Origin of the sequence: Saccharopolyspora rosea (assembly GCF_025643595.1) — a bacterium.
GTDB classification, from domain to species: Bacteria; Actinomycetota; Actinomycetes; order Mycobacteriales; family Pseudonocardiaceae; genus Saccharopolyspora; species Saccharopolyspora rosea.
This window is the reverse complement of the sequence record NZ_CP102826.1, coordinates 1,038,445-1,057,048: the sequence shown is the minus strand read 5'-3', so window position 1 is coordinate 1,057,048 and position 18,604 is coordinate 1,038,445. Positions and strand designations below refer to the sequence as shown.

Here is an 18,604-nt window from a genome sequence, read left to right as displayed (position 1 = left end):
GACCAGACGGTACGCCACCCGTCCGGTGGGCCTGCGGCTGACCACGCACTAGAGTGGCGCCGCCCACCCCGGCCGCGCCCGCCTCGGCGGGAATGCCCGGCGGTTCCCGGCTTCTACAGCATCCGGTACGCCTTGGCGACGAGTTCGTAGGAGTGCAGCTTCGCGTCCCGGTCGGGCACGTTGGCGGTGAGCATCAGCTCCTGGACGCCGGTGCGCTCGCGCAGCTCGTCCAACCCGGCGCGGACGGTTTCCGGCGAACCGTACACCGCGTCGGCCAGCCAGCTGTTGACGAAGCCCAGCTCCAGCTCGGTGTACGGGTACTCGGCCGCTTCCTCCGGGGTGGGCTGCTTGCCCGGCATCCCGCGCCGCAGCTTGAGCATGCTCAGCGCGATGGGCCGGGCCAGCTCCAGCGCCTCCTCGTCGGTGTCGGCGGCGATCGTCTGCACGCCGATCAGCGCGTACGGCTCGTCGAGCACCTCCGACGGGCGGAACGACTCCCGGTACAGCTCCAGCGCGGGCAGCGTGTTCTGCGCGCTGAAGTGGTGCGCGAAGGCGAACGGCAGGCCGAGCGCCCCCGCCACCTGGGCGCTGAAGCCGCTGGAACCGAGCAGCCAGACCGGCGGTGTCGGCCCGTGCGGCACGGCCTCGATGGCCGCGTACGGGTGGTCGGCGGGGAAGTCGTCGCCCAGGAACCCGATCAGCTCGCCGAGCTGCTGGGGGAAGTCGTCGGCCGACAGCGGGCCGGTGGTGCGCCGCAGCGCGCGGGCCGTGGCCTGGTCGGTTCCCGGTGCCCGGCCGATCCCCAGGTCGATCCGCCCGGGGTGCAGCGCCTGCAAGGTGCCGAACTGCTCCGCGACCACCAGCGGGGCGTGGTTCGGCAGCATCACGCCGCCGGAGCCGAGGCGCAGCGTGCTGGTGTGCGCGGCGAGGTGCGCGATGACCACCGCAGGCGAGGAGCTGGCGATCCCGGCCATGCCGTGGTGCTCGGCCACCCACAGCCGGTGGAAGCCCCACCGCTCCGCGCTGCGCGCCAGCTCGGTGGTCGTGCGCAACGCGTCACCGGGTGAGTGCGGGGTGCCGACGGGGGCGAGGTCGAGCACCGACAGCGGCACGGGCGAGTCGCCCCGCGCGACGCCCCGGATCGGGTCGCCGTCGTGCCCGTCGGCGCCGTCCGCCGAGATCGCTTCAGTGTCCATCGTGGGGTTCCAACCACCCGGCGGCCCGGGTTGTTCCCACCCGGCGCCGCGATGTGCCGCCCCTTACACCGGCAGCCCATTCGTCGCGGGAAGAGCGGGCCGCGGAAAACGCCTCGTCGCTCACGCGAGGCTGGTGGCGAAATCGCGTTCCCGGCTCGCGGCGGTTCGGTGCGCGAGGATCGAGTCGCGGATTTCCCCGGCGCGGACCGCGCTGTTGGAAAGCAGCGAGGACGTGATCCCGTGCGTGTGCTCGGTACCGCCCTGCAGGTAGAGACCGCCGGGCAGGTCGTCGGTCGTGCGGACGCGGTAGTCGCGTTCGACGTGCAGCCGGCCGAGGTCGTCGCGGGCGCAGCAGCGGGCGGTGTCGCCGAGCAGCCGGAACGGATCGCGGGGACGGCAGCCGGTGGCGTAGACGAGCACGTCGGCGTCCAGCACGGTCCGCCGCCCGGTCGGCAGGAAGTCCACCGCGACGCGGACGCCGTCCGGCCGAGGCTCCACCGCGCCCACGCGGCTGGCGTTGAGGATCCGCAACCGCTGCCTGCCCAGCACCTTCTCCTGGTAGACCCGCCCGTACAGCTCCTCGATGAGATCCAGGTCGACCACCGAGTAGTTGGTGTTGCGGTGGTAGTCCAGCAGCAGCTGCTTGACGTCCTCGGGCGCGGCGTAGAAGTCGTCCACCGCCTGCGGGTCGAAGATCCGGTTGGCGAACGGGCTGTCGTCGGCCGGGGTGTGCCCGTACCGGCTGAACACCGCGCAGACCTCGGCGGCCGGGAAGGTCCGGTGCAGGTAGTCGGTGGTCTCCGCGGCGCTCTGCCCGGCGCCGACGACGACGAACCGCCGCGGGTCGCCGCCCCGCAGCGCGTCGACGCGGTGCAGCAGGTCGAGGTTGTGCCACACGCGCTCGCCGAGCTCGGCCCCCTCCGGAACGCTGGCCTGAAGGCCGAGCGCCAGCACGACGTTGCGCGCCCGGTGGGTCCTCGTCCGGCCGCCGCAGCGCACCTCGACCTCGAACCACTCGGCGCCCGGGGTGATGCCGACGACCTCGGAGTCGTAGCGCACCACGTGCGCCACCCGGTCCGCGGCCCACTCCAGGTAGTCGTGGAACTCGACCCGGGTCGGGAACATCGTCTTGTGGTTGATGAAGTCGGCCAGCCGGCGCCGGTCGTGCAGGTAGGACAGGAACGAGAAGTCGCTGGCCGGGTTGCGCATCGTGACCAGGTCCTTGAGGAACGACACCTGCATGGTGGTGCCCTCGATGAGCATCCCGCGGTGCCAGCCGAAGCGCGGCTGGGCCTCGAAGAACGCGCAGTCGAGCCGTTCCGGCTCGGCGACCGACCGGTTGTGCTCGTCGATCGCGATGGCCAGGGCCAGGTTGGACGGGCCGAAGCCGACTCCCAGGATGTCGTGGACGGGGTCTTGTTCGTCAGTCGGTGCCGCAGACACGTGTGTCCCCTCGTCGCCAGTGCCGGGTTCGCCGCCTCTCCCGGGCACGCGGGTGCGGCCGGTGCGGACGCCCCGCCCGGCGCGGACCGTCGACCGGATCAGTCGCGGTCGTGGTTGTACTTGTCGTGGTACTCGGTTTCCGCCATCCCCTGCTTCCAGTAGCCGATGGCGAGCGTGGACCTCGCGTCGAGCCCGCGGTCCTGCCGCAGGTGCCTGCGGATGCCGCGGACCACGCCGGATTCGCCGGCGACCCAGGCGGAGATGTCGGCGCCGGACGGCATGTCGAGGTCGCGCACGGCTTCGATGAGCCCGGGGGACAGCCCCGCCGGGGTGTCCCGCCGGTGCAACCAGGTCCACCGCAGGTCGGGCGGGCACTCGACGTGCTGCTGCTCGGCCTCGTCGGTGACCTCGACGAACACCTGGCCGCGCGCGGTGGGCGGCAGGTCCTCGACGATCGCGGAGATCGCGGGCAGCGCAGTCTCGTCGCCGACCAGCAGGTACCAGTCGGCGGCCCGCAGGGTCCGGCCGCCGGGTCCCATCACGCCGAGGTGGTCGCCGGGGCGGGCGTCGCGGGCCCAGCTGGAGGCGACGCCGTGCTCGCCGTGCATCACGAAGTCCACGTCGAGTTCGCCGCGTTCGGCGTCGTAGCGCCGCACGGTGTAGGTCCGCATGGTGGGCCGCTCGTGCAGGTCGGGCCAGACGTAGCGACCGGTGTCGTGGTCGAGCACCGGGAGAACCGGTTTGCGCTGGCCCTGGCGGGGCACGAAGACCTTGATGTTCGGGCCGGTGTGCTCGTCCCGGAACCCCGCCAGCTGCTCGCCGCCGAGGGTGACCCGCCGCATCGACGGGCTCAGCTCGGTGGTGCGCAGCACCTGCAGGTCACGTGCCGGAGGGCGGTTGCGCCGGGGTCGGTCCGCGGTACTCATCGGCCATGCGTTCCTTCCTGCCGTTCCCGGACGATCTCGTGAAGTTAAGGCTAGCCTAACCATAGATCCCCGCGCTGTCTTCCCCGCGGTGTCTCAGATCTCTTGGCCCTGCGCCTCGCGGACCGCCTCCTCGCGGCGCACGCGGCTCGACCGCTGCGCGTCGGAATCCCGCACGCGCAGCGCGATGAGCGCTCCGACGAGCGCGAACCCGGCGGACACCAGCATCGCCAGGTGGTAGGTCCCCAGATCGGACGCTTGGCCGCTGCCACCGCCGACGGTGGCGAGCACGCTCGCGGTGATCGCCACGCCGAGCGCGGAACCGACCTGCCGCTGCACGTTGAACAGCGTGGACGCCCCACCGGTGGCCGAGGAGCTGATCGTCGCGAACGCGACCACCTGGAGTTCGGTGGAAGCGATGCCGACGAAGAACCCCGACGCCCACTGCACGCCCGCGGCCAGCCAGGCGTCGCCGGGCCCGACCGCGTTCATCAACGCGAAGGAGAACGCGGCGCCGACCATGGACAGCGCGAGCAGCCACCGCGGGCCGAGCCGCTGGTGCGCCGCGCCGACGACCTGCGAGGCCACCATCAACCCCACCGCCTTCGGCAGCGTGACCAGCCCGGTCTCCCAGGCCGAGGCCCCCAGCGCCGTCTGGTACATCAGCGTGAAGCCGTAGAGCGTGCCGAGGAACCCGGCCACGCACATGAACAGCACCAGGCTGGCGCGGCGGAACGACGGATCGCCGAACAAGCGCAGGTCCAGCATCGGTTGCGCGCTGCGCACCTGCGCCACGACCAGCACGCCGAGCAGCACCAGCCCGGCGGCGCCGAAGGCCCACACCTGCCCGGGGCCGAGTTCCGGCAGCGCGTCCAGCGCGTACATCACCAGCCCGAGACCGGGCGCGGCCAACGCGAACCCGAGCACGTCGAAGCGCTTGGTGCGGGCTTCGACGTGCTCGGCCAGGCACAGCGCCCCGAACGCCAACGCGGCCAGGCCGACCGGCACGTTGACGTAGAAACCCCACCGCCACGTCAGGTTCTCGACGAAGAACCCGCCGAGCACCGGTCCGAGCGCGGGCGCCACGGCCGTCGGCAGCACCAGCACCTTGGACAGCTTCATCCGCCGCTCCGGCGGGTAGGCGCGGAACAGCATCGTCAGCGCCACCGGGCTCATCACCCCGCCCCCGGCGCCCTGCAGCACCCGGGCGAGGGTGAGCTGGGTCAGGTCGGCCGCCGCCCCGCACAACGCGGACGCGGCGACGAACGTCCCGAACGCGGCGAGGAACACCCGCTTGGTGCCGAACCGGTCCCCCAGCCAGCCGGACGCCGGGATGCACACCGCCAGGCTGACCAGGTAGCCGACGTTGATGGCCGAGGTGGCGCTGGGGTGGACGGCGAACTCCGCGCCGATGGCGGGCAGCGCCACGTTGACGATCGTGGCGTCCATGCCGTTCATGAACATCGCGGCGACGTAGACGACGCACACCGCGACGCGCGGATCCAGTCCCCGCCCCGCGACGCTGCGGGACACGGCACTCACCGACCGGTCACGGTGCGGGCCGGCCGCATGTCCGTCCAGTTCGCCTCGATGTGCGCCAGGCACTCCTCGCGGTCGGCGGGGCCGTGCGCCACCGACCACCCGGCGGGCACCTCGATCGACGCGGGCCACAACGAGTACTGGTCCTGCTCGTTGATCAGCGCCAGGTACTCCGCCGCGGGGTCCTCGAACGGGTTGCTCATCCTCACTCCTCTCCTGCTCTCGCGCGACAACCCACCGCCCCGGCGGGTACCGCGTGCCGGTCAGCTCGACGCCTCCCGGAGGCGAGCGTCGACCAGGGCGCCGATCTCGGCGAGCGGACCGGGCCGGGTCATGTCTTTGTGCTCGCACGCGATGTCGTGGTTCTCCACCACGCCGTCCACGTACGGCTGCCACATCGCGGAGGTCAGCGACGCCTTGGCCGGGTTGACCGCAGCGGTGAAGAAGAGCACGTCCCCGCGGAACTTGTCGTGCTCGGCCTCGTTCTCCAACACCGCGCAGTTGGCGAAGTTGTCGATGATCGCCGTGATGGTGTGCTCCTCCAGGTTGGCCAGTGCGCTGCCCTCCGCGGACAGGATCGCCATGACGTCCTCCCGAGTCGGGTCCTGTTCACCCAATCGAGTCATGTCGTACCCGGCCATGTACAGCAGCGCCCTGAGCGCTTCGGCCTCGCTCGGCAGTTCGTCCCACACGTCCTTCGGGTAGGAGTCGAGCATGCACAGGAACCGGACCTGCTCCCCCTGGGCCTGCAGCTGGGTGCTCATCTCGTGCGCGACGACGCCGCCGAACGACCAGCCCAGGAAGTGGTACGGCCCGTGCGGCTGGACCGCCCGGACGTGTTCGAGGTACTCGGCGGCCATCTCGTGCAGCGTCGCCGCGACCGGCCGGGGTTCGGCGAGCCCGCGCGACTGCACGCCGTAGATCGGCCGGTCGGCGTCGATGTGCTTGAGCAGCCCGGAGAACGGCCACGCCAGTCCGGCGGCCGGGTGCACGCAGAACAGCGGTTCGGCGGTGCCGTCGGTGCGCAGCGGGAGCAGGATGTCGAGCGCGTCCCGCCCGCCGGTCTGCAACCGCTCGGCGAGTCCGGCCGGTGTCGGCGCGGCGAACAGGCTGCCGACGTTGAGCCGCGCGCCGAGCGCGTCGCGGACGCGGCCGATCAGCTTGGCGGCCAGCAGCGAGTGCCCGCCGAGGTCGAAGAACACGTCGTGCACGCCGACCCGGGGCAGCCCGAGCACTTCCGCGAACAGCCCGCAGAGCACTTCCTCGGTGGGGTTGCGCGGCATGTCGTCGCCCACGGCCTCGCCGAGGTCCGGCGCGGGCAGCGCGTTGCGGTCGAGCTTGCCGTTGGGCATCAGCGGCAGCGCGTCGACGAACACCACCGCCGCCGGGACCATGTAGTCCGGCAGCGACTCCGCGGCGTGCCGCCGCAGTTCCGCGGCGTCGGCCCGGCCGCCGACGACGTAGGCGACCAACCGCTTGTCCCCCGGGGTGTCCTCGCGGACCACGGCGGCGACCTGGTCGACGTCGTCGCGCCGCGCCAGCGCGGCCTCGACCTCGCCGAGCTCGATGCGGAAGCCGCGCACCTTGACCTGGTCGTCGGCGCGACCGGCGAAGTCCAGCGCGCCGTCCCGGCGCCAGCGGACGAGGTCACCGGTGCGGTACATCCGCGAGCCGGGCGGCCCGAACGGGTCGGCGACGAAGCGCTGCGCCGTCAGCCCGGGCCGGTGGAGGTAACCGTGCGCCAGACCGGTCCCGGCGACGTAGAGCTCCCCGACCACACCCGGCGGCACCGGTCGCAACGCCGCGTCCAGCACGTACACCCGGGCCCCGGGGTCGGGCACGCCGATGGGCACGGTGGTGCCGCTCTCGTCGGGATCGCAGTCCCACAGCGTCGAGTTCACGGTGGCCTCGGTGGGGCCGTAGCAGTTGAGCATCCGCCGGTCCCGCGCCCAGCGCCGCACCAGGTCGGACGGCACCTTCTCGGCCCCGCACAGCAACGTCGCGTCCGGCGGGAGTTCGGTGTCGGCGGGGAACATGCCCAGCACCGACGGCCCGATGGCCAGGTGCGTGACGCGGTGCTGCCGCGCGTACTCGGCCAGCGGCTCGCCGGGCACCCGCCGCTCGGCGGGCACCACGACGAGGGTCCCGCCCGAGAGCAGGCCCATGCACATCTCCCAGAACGCCACGTCGAAGCTCGGCGAGGCGAACTGCAACACCCGGCTGTCGGCGGTGACGCCGACCCGCTGCTGCTGGGTGGCCAGCAGCTTGGCGATGCCCCGGTGCGGCACGACGACGCCCTTGGGTCGGCCGGTCGAGCCGGAGGTGTAGATGACGTACGCCGGGTCGTCCGCCGCCGGGACGGGCAGCGCCGGTGTCCCCTGTGGACTCTCGTGGCAGTTCACCGGTGGGACGCCGAGATCGGCGCCCGAACCGTCGGTGACGACGTACCGGGGCCGGGCGTCGTCGGCCATGTACCGCAGCCGTTCGACGGGGTAGTCCGGGTCGAGCGCGAGGTACGCCGCCCCGGCGGCCATCACCGCGAGCAGCCCGACGATCAGCTCCGGTGACCTGGGCAGCATCACCCCGACGATGTCGCCGGGTCCGACGCCGCGCTCGACGAGCACCCGCGCCAGCCGCGTGACCCGCTCGTCGAGTTCGGCGTAGGACAGCTGCACGTCCTCGAACACCAGCGCGGGCTTGTCCGGGTCCTGCGCGACGCGTTCGGCGAACAGCGCGGGGAACGTGGTGACCGGGGTGGAGTCGGCGTCGGCGACCGCGTCGCCCCAGCCGAGCAGTTGCCGCCGCTCGTCGGCGCCGAGGATCTCCAGCCGTCCGACGGGTGCGCCCGGGTCGGCGACGGCGTGCGCCAGCAGCCGCACGAACCGCTCGGCCAGTTCCGCCGCGGTCCGCCCGGTGAACAACTCGGTGCTGTAGCGCACGATCCCGTCGGCACCGCCGCCGGAGCGCTCGGTGAGGCTGACCGCGAGGTCGAACTTGGCCGCGCCGGCGTCCGCGGTGTCCACAGTGGTCTCCAGCCCGGGCAGCTCGGCGCGGACCGACTCGGTGGCGCCCCAGTAGGCCAGCACCACCTGGAACAGCGGGTGCCGGGACAGCGACCGCGCCGGGTTCAGCTCCTCGGCGAGGCGTTCGAACGGCAGGTCGGCGTTGTCGTAGGCGGCCAGGTCGGTCCGCCGCACCCGCTCCACGAGCTCGGCGAAGCTCGGGTCGCCGGAGGTGTCGGTGCGCAGCACGAGGCTGTTGACGAAGAACCCGACCAGGTCGTCGAGCGCGTCGTCGCCGCGTCCGGCGACCGGGGTCCCGATGGGCACGTCGGTGCCCGCGCCGAGCCGGGTGAGCAGTGCCGCCAGCCCGGCCTGCAGCACCATGAACACGCTCGCCCGGTGCTCGGCCGCCACCCGGCGGAGCCGTTCGTGCAGTTCGGCGGGGATCTCGAAGCGCACCGACGCACCGCGGTGCCCGGACACCGCCGGACGCGGGAAGTCGGTGGGCAGTTCGAGCTGGTCCGGCAGCCCGTCCAGCTCGCGGCGCCAGTGCTCCAGCTGCCGGGCCGCCAGGCCCGAGGCGAGCAGTTCCCGTTGCCACAGCGCGTAGTCCGCGTACTGCACGGGCAGCGGTGCCCAGTCGGGCGCGGCGCCGCGCAACCGAGCCGCGTAGGCGGTGGACAGGTCCCGCACCAGCGGGCGCAGCGACCACTCGTCACCGGCGATGTGGTGCAGCAGGAGCAGCAGGACGTGCTCGCCGCCGGCCTCGAACAGCACCGCCCGCAGCGGCGGTTCCTGCGCGAGGTCGAAGCCGTGCCGCGCCGCCGCGGCCACCTCGGAGTCCACATCGGACACCTGGCGGACGACCAGCTCCGGTCCGGCGTCCAGCACCTCCTGCCGCGGTTCCCCGAGCGAGTCGGGGAAAACCGTGCGCAGCGCCTCGTGCCTGCCGACCACGTCCGCCACCGCCGCGCGCAGCGCGGGCACGTCCGGGCTGCCGGACATCCGCAGCACCAGCGGGAGGTTGTAGGTCGCGCTCGGCCCTTCCAGTCGGTGCAGGAACCACAACCGCTGCTGCGCGAAGGAGAGCGGGAGCCGGTCGGGGCGTTCGGCCGGTCGCAGCGCGGGGCGGCGCGCACCGGCGCCGAGCCGCTCGGCCAGTCCGGCGACCGTGGGGTGGTCGAAGAGGGTGCGGATGGTCGGTTCGGCGCCGAGTTCGGCGCGCACCCGGGACAGCAGGCGCGTGGCGAGCAGCGAGTGCCCGCCGAGGTCGAAGAAGCCGTCGTCGATGCCGACCTCCGGGACGCCGAGCACCTCGGCGAACAACCGGCACAGCACCGCCTCGACGTCGTCGCGCGGTCCCCGACCGCCCGCCGCCGCCCCGAAGTCGGGGGCGGGCAGCGCGGCGGTGTCGAGTTTCCCGTTGGCGGTCAACGGGATCGAGTCCACCGGGACGAACGCCGACGGCACCATGTAACCGGGCAGCCGCGCCGCGAGGTGCTCCCGCAGCGCGGTCGGGTCGACATCGCCGACGGCGTAGCCGACCAGTCGCCGGTCGCCCGGCCGGTCCTCCCGGACGACCACGGCCGCCTGCCGGACGTCCGGGTGCGCGGCCAGGTTCGCCTCGATCTCGCCGAGTTCGATGCGGAACCCGCGCACCTTGACCTGGTGGTCGGCGCGTCCGATGAACTCCAGCGTCCCGTCCGGGCGCCAGCGGGCCAGGTCGCCGGAGCGGTACATCCGCGAGCCCGCCGGGCCGTAGGGGTCGGCGACGAACCGCTGCGCGGTCAGGCCGCGCCGCCCGAGGTAACCGCGGGCCAGGCCCTCGCCGCCGACGTACAGCTCACCGACCACACCCGGCGGGACCGGTTGCAACGACCGGTCGAGCACGTACACCCGCAGGTCGGGGATACCGCGGCCGATGACGCTGCCGTCCCGGCGGGCGACCACCTCGCGGTCCAGCTCGATGTGGGTCACGTGGACCGTGGTCTCGGTGATCCCGTACATGTTGACCAGCGTCGGCGACTCCGGGTGCCGCGCGTACCAGTCGTCCAACCTGGACAGTTCGAGCGCCTCGCCGCCGAAGACGACCCAGCGCAGCGCCAACCCGGCGCCCGGCGCCTCCCGGTCGGCCTGGATGAGCTGGTAGAACGCCGAGGGCGTCTGGTTGAGCACGGTGACCCGCTCCCGGACCAGCAGGTCCAGGAATTCCCGGGGCGACCGGCTGATCTCGTGCGGCACGACCACCAGCCGCCCGCCGTGCAGCAGCGCGCCCCACAACTCCCACACCGAGAAGTCGAAGGCGTAGGAGTGGAACAGCGTCCACACGTCGTCCGGGCCGAAGGAGAACCACGGCTCGGTGGCGGTGAACAACCGCACCACGTTCTGGTGCGGGATCGCCACGCCCTTGGGGCGGCCGGTCGAACCGGACGTGTAGATCACGTACGCGGCGTGGTCCGGCGTGAGCGGCCCGCGCTCGCCGGGTTTCGGGTCGCGCGGCGAATGCCGGGAGATCGCGGCGGCCTCGTTCGGATCGTCCAGCAGCACCCGGTGGATGCCGTCCGGCAGGTGTCCACTGTGGTCGGTGTCGCTGATCGCCAGCGACGGGCGCGAATCGGCGACCACGTGGGCGATCCGCTCCGCGGGGTGCCCGGGGTCCAGCGGCAGGTACGCCGCGCCCGACTTCAGCACCGCCAGCAGCGCCACGACCAGTTCCGCCGAGCGCGGCAGCGACAGCGCCACGAGCTGCTCGGGACCGATGCCGTGGTCGATGAGGTGGTGCGCGAGCCGGTTCGCCCGCTCGTTCAGCTCGTCGTAGCGCAGCTGCTGGTCGCCGCAGGTCACCGCGATGGCGTCGGGGGTGCGGGCGGCCTGCTCCTCGAACAGCTGCGGCAGCGTCGCCTCGGGCGCGGGCCGGTTGCCGGGCAGTGGTGCGTTCCACTCGACGAGGATCCGCTCGCGCTCCTCGGGCGCGAGCAGGTCGATGCGCTCGACCGGACCGTCCTCGGCCGCGAACGCGCGCAGGAACCGCGCGAACCGCTCGCGGTGCGCGGCCAGGTCGTCGGCGGAGTAGAGGTCCGGGTTGGCGTCGAACTCCAGCCGCAGGTCCGCCCCGCTGCCGTAGACCGCGACGGTCAGGTCGTCGACGGGGCCGGCGGCGAGGTTGTGCACGGTCGCCGGGCTGTCGCCGAAAGCCAGGTCGTAGTCGAAGGACTTGATGTTGACCATCGGACCGAACAGCGGGCGGTCCGCGCCCAGCAACTTCAGGTCCCGCCGCAGGTCCTCGCCCCGGTAGTTCTGGTGCTTGCGCAGCTCGCGCACGGCCTTGGCGACCTGCGCGACGAGTTCGGCGCGCGTGGTGCCCGGGGCGACGCGCAGCCGCAGCGGCAGCACGTTGACCACCATCCCCGGCACCCGCAGCGACGCCGATCCCAGTCGCCCCATCACCGGCAGCCCGAGCACCACGTCCTCGGCGCCTGTCATCCGGTGCACGTAGGCGGCGACGGCGGCGATCAGCGCATCGGTCCAGATGGTCCGGCTGTGCGCGGCCGCCTCGCCCAGCGCCTCGGTGCCGCCGGGCAGCACCTCGGCCTGCCGGTGGAAGGTGTGCGCACTGCGCGCGGTGCGCCCGGCGAGCGTGACGACCTCGGGCCGGTCCGCGAGGTGGTCGCGCCAGAACTCGGCGTCGCGCTGGAACTTCTCCGACTCCCGGTACTCCCGCTCCGCGGCCACCAGCGAATCCAGCGCCCCGAACGGCGACGGGCCGGGGTCCCGACCGGCCACCAGCGCGCTGTAGACCTCGGCGACGCGGCGCAGCACGATCGAGAACCCGTACCCGTCGATGGCCACGTGGTGGATCCGCTGGTACCACCACCAGCGCCGCTCGCCGAGGCGGAACAGCGCGGCGGTCCACAACCGCCCGGCCGCGGGGTCCACCGGTTCGTCGAGGTCGGCGCGCATCCGCTCAAGCGCCCGCTGCCGCGGGTCGGGGGCGTCGGAGCAGTCCACCACCGGCACCTCGACCTCGCCGACCGGGTCGACGACCTGCCTCGGACCGTCCTCACCCGCGACGACCCGCAGCCGCAGCGACTCGGCCTCCCCGACCACCGCGCGCAGCGCGGCGGCGAACCGCTCCGGGTCCAGCGGACCGTCGATCTCGACGTACTCGGCGGTGTTGAAGATCGGATTCGCGGCGTCGAGCTGCTGCGCGTACCAGATCCCGGACTGGCCGGCCGTCAACGGTCCCGGCCCCGACAGCTCAGCGGGCATCGCTCTCCCCAAGATCCAGACTCAAGTAAGGCTTACCTTACTTGATGGCCGATCGCCGGAACAGGCCGCGTGGGACTCCTCACCCCGGTCCGCGTCAGCGAGCGAACACCATGAGCGCGGAGTTCTTGTTCGCCAGTCCCACCTCGCGGGACCGCTCGAAACCGGCCTTGCCGAAGGCCCGCACCGACGCTCCATTGTGGACGTTCGGCTCGGCGACCACCCGGCGGCACGCCGGGTCCGCGGCGAGCAGCCCCAGCGCGGCGGCGCGCAGCAGCGACGATCCGACCCCGCGCCCGATCGCGTCCGGCTCGCCGATCGCGATGTGCACCCCGAGGTCGTGCGGGTCGTGGACGTAGCAGCGGGCCAGCTTGTCCCGCACGACGCGGTAGAGCTCCAGGTACGCGACGTCGCGTCCGTCCCGGGAGACCACGCACGGCAACGAGTGCCGCCCGTCGAGCTGCGCCGTCAGCTCGTCCCGCCAGCGGTCCAGCGGCCAGTCCTGGTGCCAGTTGACCGCGACGTGCTCGCGGTTCATCCAGCGGTGCACCAGCTCGACGTCCCCGTCCAGCCCCACCGGCCGCAGCGACCAGCCCTCCCCCAGCTCCGGCAGCGGCACACCGGGCACGTCCGGGGCAGGCGGGCGCAACGGGTTGGGCACCTCGAACGGCACGGGTTCCGGACGCACCCGCCCCGCCTCCTCGCGGTACCGCAGCCCGGATCCGTTGAGCACGGCCAGATCGGTCAACGTCGGGCTGGTCAACCAGTGCCGCACCACCGGCTCGGTGTCCGGGTGCGTCTCGGCGAGCGCCCGCAGCTCCGCGGCCAGCGCGGCGATCAGGTCCGCCTCGTGCACGACGCCGCGCCTGCCGAACAGGCCGATCACCGCCAGCGCACCCCGGGTCAGCAACGTGGCGCACCTCGACCCGTCCGCGCCCACCAGCCCCGGCAGCAACCGGCCTTCCACGTGCGCGGACAACCAGCGCCGCGCCTCCGCGGCGTCGGTCACCGACCGCCCGACCGCGACCAGGTCCTCCGCCAGCGGCAGCGGGTCCACCTCCCGCCTGGCGAGGGCGGTCACCAGCCAGTCGACCACCGAGCGGGCTCCGGGCTCGTTGACCGGCGCGTCCGGCAACGCCCGCGCCCGCGCTTCGGCGGCGCAGGCAGCGGCCAGCACCCCGGGCTCGGCCACCGCCACCACCGCGTCCGCACCGTCCACGACGTGGATCGGGCCGAACCCGTGCGCGCCGGTCGGCGAGTCGTAGACGACCTCGGTCCGCAGCCGCAGCGGTCCGATCGACAGCCGCAACGGCCCCTCGGCGACCGGGGTGTGGGTCTCCGCCAACCACCTGCGCAGCAGCGCGGCGGAGCGCTGGTGGGCCTGTCCGGCGAGATCGGCGTCCGTCGTCACGCGCACTCCCTTCGTGAATCGTGAGCCGAGCCTAACCTAACCATCGACCGAGTGACCACGACTCACACCACCGAGCCCCGATCAGTGCACTGTGGACGACGCCGTGTCAGCATCAGCGCACTGCGATCACGATCGACGAATTCGAGTGGGCCCTACCTGATCAGGTGGTGGTCAACCTCTCTCGCTGGGCGAGCTTTCCCGGACCCGCCTACTCTCCGACGTACCGGATCAACCCTCGCCGCCCGGAGAGGAGTGCCCCCATGGAAGACGCCGCCGACGCCGTCGTCCCGCTCCGGCCGGGATTCGACATCCAGATGCGAGGCTACAACCGCAACCAGGTCGCCGAGCACGTCGAGCTGCTGGAAGACCAGTTGCGGTTGGTCACCATCGATCGCAACGAGGCGGTCCAGCTCAACTCCGACCTGCGCAAGCTCTGCGACGACACGCGCCGCGCGCTCGACCAGGCCGAGCAGCGCCTCAAGGCCATCGAGTCCTCCGACACCGGCCTGCCCGCCGCCTCCCAGCGGGTGCAGAACATGCTCAACATCGCCGAGGAGGAAGTCCAGACCCTGCGCGACCAGGCCAAGCGGCAGGCCGAGATCATCCGCGGCACCGCCGAGACCGAGGCGCGCGAACTGATCGGCGAGGCCGAGCGCACCGCGGCCGAGCTGCGCACCGAGTGCGGGGAACTCGTCGCCGACGTGGAACGCCGCCGCGACGAGCTGCGCCGCGAGCACGAGCAGCAGCTCGGCGAGCTGCGCACCCGCGAGCGCAAGATGCGCCAGGCGATCCGCGACGAGTACAAGAGGACGATGGCGGCGGCCCAGGAAGAGGCCGACGAGCTCATGACCCAGACCCGGCGCCAGTGCGAGCAGTGGGACGCCGAGAGCGAGCGGATGCGGCTGCAGGCGGTGGAGGAGATCAACCGCAAGAAGGCGGAGCTCGAAGAACTGCGCGGCTCGGTGCTCTCCGCGATGGAATCGGCGCGGCGGATGCTCGACGAGTCCGCGTCGACGCTGCGCGCTCCCCGACTCCCGTCGGACGACGGCGAAGCCGAACACCAGGTGCCCGAGCAGCGCGACGAGTCGCGGACCGTCCCGGTGCTCGTCGACGGGCAGCAGGGCAACGGCTCGCACCCCGACGGTGACCACGCCCGGCAGAACTGATTTCGGAGCACGACCGTGGACCTGATCATCATGACGTTCGTCGCGGGCTTCGCGATGGCCACCCTCGTCTTCTGGCCGCTGCTGCACCGCGCGCACCGCCGGCTCGCCGAGGCCGGGCTCACCGAATCCGCCGCCCCGCGCGGCAAGCACGCGCTGCGCGCCGACCGCAGCGTCGCGTCCGCCCCGGCGGAGTGCCCCGCGCAGACCGCCGGCGAACTGCCTGCGCAGGCGGCTCCCCAGGCCGCGGGGCCGGCCGCCGAACCGCCCCGCGCCGGAGCGCCGGTGCCCGCGCCGCAGATGCCCGCGCGGGTGGACATGCCGGAACTGCCCACCGACCTGTTCGAGCGGCAGTTCGAGGCGCGGTTCAACCGGTCCCGGCAGCGGTTGGCCCGGCTGCGCGACGAGCTCAAGAGCATCAACTAGTACTCGTCGTTGATATCAACGGCTGCGCTCACGCGGCGCTGCCCGGTTCCGCGCGCCACTTGCTAGGTTCGCGGGGCACGAGGACCCCGACCTCTGGAGCCCCGCGTGACCGAAAATCGCACACCCCCGACTCTCTACCTGGTGGCCACCACCGGGCATCCCAACTACGGCGACGAACTCATCGCCGCCACCTGGCTCAAGCACCTCGCCCGGACCGCCCCCGACAGCGAGGTCTGGGTGGATTGCCCCAACCCGGGTCCCAGCGAGGTCCTGCTCGGCCACCTGCACCCGCGCGTCCGGTTCACCGACACGTTCTGGCGGTTGTGCTGGGAAGCCCCGGCGGATGGCGCGTGGGAAGTCGCCTCGTTCGTCCAGCACGCCGTCAACAACCCCGGGCTCGCGCCCCGCTGGGTGGCCGGGATCGAACTCGCGGCGCGCGCCGACCTGGTGCACGTGATCGGCGGCGGGTTCATCAACGGGATCTGGCCGCGGCACGTGGGACTGCTGGCCGCCGCCGTCGCCGCGACGCGCCGCTCCGGCGGGCGCGCCGTGATGACCGGGCAGGGGCTGTGGCCCGTCGCGGACGAGGCGCAGCCGCTGCTGCGCAACCTCGCCTCGCAGTTCTCGGTCGTCGACGTGCGCGACGAACCGTCGGCGGAGTTGGCCGGGGGCGCCGGGCAGGTGTCGATGACCGGCGACGACATGTTCTTCGGCATCGAACCGGACCTGTACCGGACCGACGACCTGCGGGAAGTGATGATCTGCCTGCAGTCCGACCTGCTCGACGTCACGGTTCCCGCGCTGGCCGGTTTCCTGCTCGACACGCTGCGCGAGTGGGACGTGCACCCCGAGCAGGTCGGTGTCGTGGAGGGCATCCCGCGCGTCGACCGGGAGGTCTTCGCGCTCGTCGAGCACGACCTGCCGGGCGCCCGGTTCTACCCGTTCTCGGAGATCATCGACTCCGGACTGCCGGCCGCGGCCGGGCAGCGGTGGCTGTCCACCCGCTTCCACATGCACCTGATGGCCGCGGCCAACGGTGCGCACGGCGTGGCGGTCTCGATCAACTCCGGCTACTACACCAACAAGCACCGGTCGCTGGTCGAGCGCGGCTCGGGCTGGGCGATCAGCGAGGGGCTGCGCGTCCCGGCCGCGCCCACCAGCGGCGGGTTCGACCCCGAGACGTTGCGGCAGGCGCAGGAGGACAAGGCCAAGCTCGCCTGGTCGATCTACGGCGACTGACGTTCCTCGTCCGGTTCGACCTCGCCGCGGCGCTCGGCGCGTCGTTCCGCGAGGTAGAACGGGGTGGCCGCCAGGACGGGCACCAGCATGCCCAGGAAGATGATCAGAAGCGAACTGCTCACAGCGCCGAAACCCCGCTCTACGGTGGGAGAACCCCACAGACCCGGCCGCCCTGGGAGCGGGCGTGCCGATCAGGTCATCGCTGTGGCCGATCGATCGTTACCCGCGGCGGATCATGTCCCGGATCACATCCCGAACACCACCGCGCGGGGCGGGTTTTCCCGCCCCGCGCAACGGTTTTCAACCTCAGTTGGACAGCCAGCGGGCCGTCGGCCACTGCTCGGTGACCCACGCGCTGTTCCAGAACAACCACTCGTACTCGGTGGCCCGGGTGAAGGCGGCGAGCATGCGCTGCCGCATCGGCTCGTCGGCCTCGCGGGCGGCCCGGTCGGTGAGTTCGCGGGCGGCCAGGACCGCCTCGGCGAACTCGTCGTCGGCGTAGGTGCGGATCCACGCCCGGTACGGGTGGTCCTCGGCCCCGCCGGTGGCCTCCAGGATCGTGCTGCCGACGTGCTGGTACACCCAGAAGCACGGCAGCAGCGCGGCGAGGAGCACCGGGTAGGGCTCGTTCAGCGCGCTCGCGCGGAGGTAGGAGGTGTAGGCCAGGCACGACGGCGAGGTGTCGATCCCGGCGATGTCCTGCTCGGACAGGCCGAACTCCTCGACGTAACCCGCGTGCAGCCGCCGCTCCTCCACCAGCGCGCCCTGGGCCGCACCGGCCAGGAACGCGGCGTCCTCGGCGTTGTCGGCGCGGGTCGACGCCGCGGCCAGCGCCTGCGCGAACCCGACCAGGTAGCGGGCGTCCTGCACGATGTAGAAGGCGAAGCGCTCGCGGTCCAGCGTGCCGTCGGTGAGCGCCGCGTTGAACGGGTGGTCGCAGATCGCCTGCTGCAGATCAGCGGTGTGCGCCCACGCCTTCGCGCAGAAGCCGTCGGCCGGCGGGTCGGGAAGCCTGCTCATCGAAGTCCTCTCGGGTCGGAACGGGAATTCCGGTCACCACCAGCGGTGGAAGTGGTGCACCGGCCCGTGGCCGCGACCGACGTCGAGCCGCGCGGACGCGCGCAACGCCTCGGTCAGGTAGTCCTTGGCCTCGCGGACCGCGCTGATCCAGTCCGGTCGCTGCGGGCGCAGCGCCGCGATCGCGGCCGACAACGTGCAACCGGTGCCGTGGTCGTTGGTGGTGTCGACCCGCTCGCTGGAGAGGAACTCCGAGATCCCGTCGCCGTACAGCAGGTCCACACTGGACTCGCCGCGCAGGTGCCCGCCCTTGAGCAGCACGTGCTTGGCGCCGAGCCCGGCGAGCCGGTCGGCCTGCCCGGGCATGCCCGCCGGGTCCTCGATCTCCGCCTCGCCCAGCAGGTCGGCGGCCTCGGGCAGGTTCGGCGTGATCAGGTCGACCCGGGGCAGCAGTTCGTCGCGCAGCGCGCTGACCGCCTCCGGGGCGAGCAGCCGGTCCCCGCTCTTGGCGACCATGACCGGGTCGAGCACCACGAACGGCGGCGCGTAGCGGTCCAGCGCGCCGATCACCGCCCGGATCACCTCGGCGTTGGCCAACATGCCGATCTTGACCGCGTCGACCCGCACGTCGTCGAGCAGCGTGACCAGTTGGGACGTCACGAACTCCGGCGGGATCTCGTGCACCTCGGACACCCCGGTGGTGGTCTGCGCGACGAGCGCCGTCAGCACCGACATCCCGTAGGCGCCGTTCGCGGAGAACGCCTTGAGATCCGCCTGGACACCGGCACCACCGCTCGGATCGGTGCCCGCGATCGTCAGCACGTTCGGAATCATGACGTTCCCTCCGCTAGTGCGAGCTAGGTCAGGTTCGACGGGTCTGTTCTCAGCCCGGGAACTCCGGGCACCCCGCGTCACTGGGACCAACCTAACAATCGCCGCTACGGGGGACCACACCCGCGCCGCCGGGTGGCTTTCGCCC

Annotated in this window: 13 protein-coding genes and 1 riboswitch; of the genes, 3 read left to right on the top strand and 10 right to left on the bottom strand. The window is 72.5% G+C overall.

Going from position 1 to position 18,604, the window contains the following annotated elements; genetic code table 11:
- Positions 1–113 precede the first annotated feature (113 nt).
- The 7 genes from NV263_RS05195 to NV263_RS05165 all read right to left on the bottom strand — a co-directional run bounded on the left by NV263_RS05195 (position 114) and on the right by NV263_RS05165 (position 13,780).
- Positions 114–1,196, bottom strand: a complete 1,083-nt coding sequence (locus NV263_RS05195) for an LLM class flavin-dependent oxidoreductase (RefSeq protein WP_263251414.1) — start codon at positions 1,194–1,196, stop codon at positions 114–116.
- 120 nt (positions 1,197–1,316) lie between these two features.
- Positions 1,317–2,639, bottom strand: coding sequence for a lysine N(6)-hydroxylase/L-ornithine N(5)-oxygenase family protein (locus tag NV263_RS05190; protein ID WP_263251413.1), 1,323 nt, complete (start codon positions 2,637–2,639; stop codon positions 1,317–1,319).
- A gap of 98 nt (positions 2,640–2,737) precedes the next feature.
- A complete protein-coding gene (locus tag NV263_RS05185; RefSeq protein WP_263251412.1) occupies positions 2,738–3,565 on the bottom strand; it encodes a siderophore-interacting protein in 828 nt (275 codons plus the stop codon).
- Positions 3,566–3,658: 93 nt separating this feature from the next.
- A complete protein-coding gene (locus NV263_RS05180; protein WP_263251411.1) occupies positions 3,659–5,095 on the bottom strand; it encodes an MDR family MFS transporter in 1,437 nt (478 codons plus the stop codon).
- A 5-nt stretch (positions 5,096–5,100) separates the two neighbouring features.
- Positions 5,101–5,304, bottom strand: coding sequence for an MbtH family protein (locus tag NV263_RS05175; protein WP_263251410.1), 204 nt, complete (start codon positions 5,302–5,304; stop codon positions 5,101–5,103).
- A gap of 60 nt (positions 5,305–5,364) precedes the next feature.
- Positions 5,365–12,372, bottom strand: a complete 7,008-nt coding sequence (locus NV263_RS05170; RefSeq protein ID WP_263251409.1) for an amino acid adenylation domain-containing protein — start codon at positions 12,370–12,372, stop codon at positions 5,365–5,367.
- A 94-nt stretch (positions 12,373–12,466) separates the two neighbouring features.
- The gene (locus NV263_RS05165; protein ID WP_263251408.1) at positions 12,467–13,780 is read right to left on the bottom strand and encodes a GNAT family N-acetyltransferase; all 1,314 of its coding nucleotides are present in this window, start codon (positions 13,778–13,780) and stop codon (positions 12,467–12,469) included.
- A 260-nt stretch (positions 13,781–14,040) separates the two neighbouring features.
- On the opposite strand from NV263_RS05165, the gene NV263_RS05160 reads away from it, so the two are divergent.
- The 3 genes from NV263_RS05160 to NV263_RS05150 all read left to right on the top strand — a co-directional run bounded on the left by NV263_RS05160 (position 14,041) and on the right by NV263_RS05150 (position 16,608).
- Complete coding sequence (locus NV263_RS05160; protein WP_263251407.1) at positions 14,041–14,946, top strand: coiled-coil domain-containing protein; 906 nt, start codon at positions 14,041–14,043, stop codon at positions 14,944–14,946.
- Between the two features lie 15 nt (positions 14,947–14,961).
- Positions 14,962–15,369, top strand: coding sequence for a hypothetical protein (locus NV263_RS05155; protein ID WP_263251406.1), 408 nt, complete (start codon positions 14,962–14,964; stop codon positions 15,367–15,369).
- A gap of 105 nt (positions 15,370–15,474) precedes the next feature.
- Positions 15,475–16,608 (top strand): polysaccharide pyruvyl transferase family protein, encoded by a 1,134-nt coding sequence (locus NV263_RS05150; RefSeq protein WP_263251405.1) that lies wholly within the window; start codon positions 15,475–15,477, stop codon positions 16,606–16,608.
- Here the strand turns inward: NV263_RS05150 and NV263_RS05145 are convergent.
- The 3 genes from NV263_RS05145 to thiD form a co-directional block, all read right to left on the bottom strand.
- Positions 16,596–16,730 carry a hypothetical protein gene (locus NV263_RS05145; protein WP_263251404.1) on the bottom strand — a complete coding sequence of 45 codons (135 nt, stop codon included), beginning with the start codon at positions 16,728–16,730 and terminating at the stop codon, positions 16,596–16,598. The genes NV263_RS05150 and NV263_RS05145 overlap by 13 nt on opposite strands.
- Before the next feature lie 184 nt (positions 16,731–16,914).
- Entirely contained in the window at positions 16,915–17,628 is a 714-nt protein-coding gene (gene tenA, locus NV263_RS05140; RefSeq protein ID WP_263251403.1) for a thiaminase II, read from the bottom strand.
- A 33-nt stretch (positions 17,629–17,661) separates the two neighbouring features.
- Positions 17,662–18,459, bottom strand: a complete 798-nt coding sequence (thiD, locus tag NV263_RS05135; protein WP_263251402.1) for a bifunctional hydroxymethylpyrimidine kinase/phosphomethylpyrimidine kinase — start codon at positions 18,457–18,459, stop codon at positions 17,662–17,664.
- Positions 18,447–18,544, bottom strand: a riboswitch (TPP riboswitch). It overlaps the preceding gene by 13 nt.
- Between the last annotated feature and the right edge of the window lie 60 nt (positions 18,545–18,604).

Coding starts and splice junctions, on each gene's coding strand:
- NV263_RS05195 (WP_263251414.1), bottom strand. CDS start 1,196: ATGGACACTGAAGCGATCTCGGCGGACGGCGCCGACGGGCACGACGGC.
- NV263_RS05185 (WP_263251412.1), bottom strand. CDS start 3,565: ATGAGTACCGCGGACCGACCCCGGCGCAACCGCCCTCCGGCACGTGAC.
- NV263_RS05175 (WP_263251410.1), bottom strand. CDS start 5,304: ATGAGCAACCCGTTCGAGGACCCCGCGGCGGAGTACCTGGCGCTGATC.
- NV263_RS05170 (WP_263251409.1), bottom strand. CDS start 12,372: ATGCCCGCTGAGCTGTCGGGGCCGGGACCGTTGACGGCCGGCCAGTCC.
- NV263_RS05160 (WP_263251407.1), top strand. CDS start 14,041: ATGGAAGACGCCGCCGACGCCGTCGTCCCGCTCCGGCCGGGATTCGAC.
- tenA (WP_263251403.1), bottom strand. CDS start 17,628: ATGAGCAGGCTTCCCGACCCGCCGGCCGACGGCTTCTGCGCGAAGGCG.
- thiD (WP_263251402.1), bottom strand. CDS start 18,459: ATGATTCCGAACGTGCTGACGATCGCGGGCACCGATCCGAGCGGTGGT.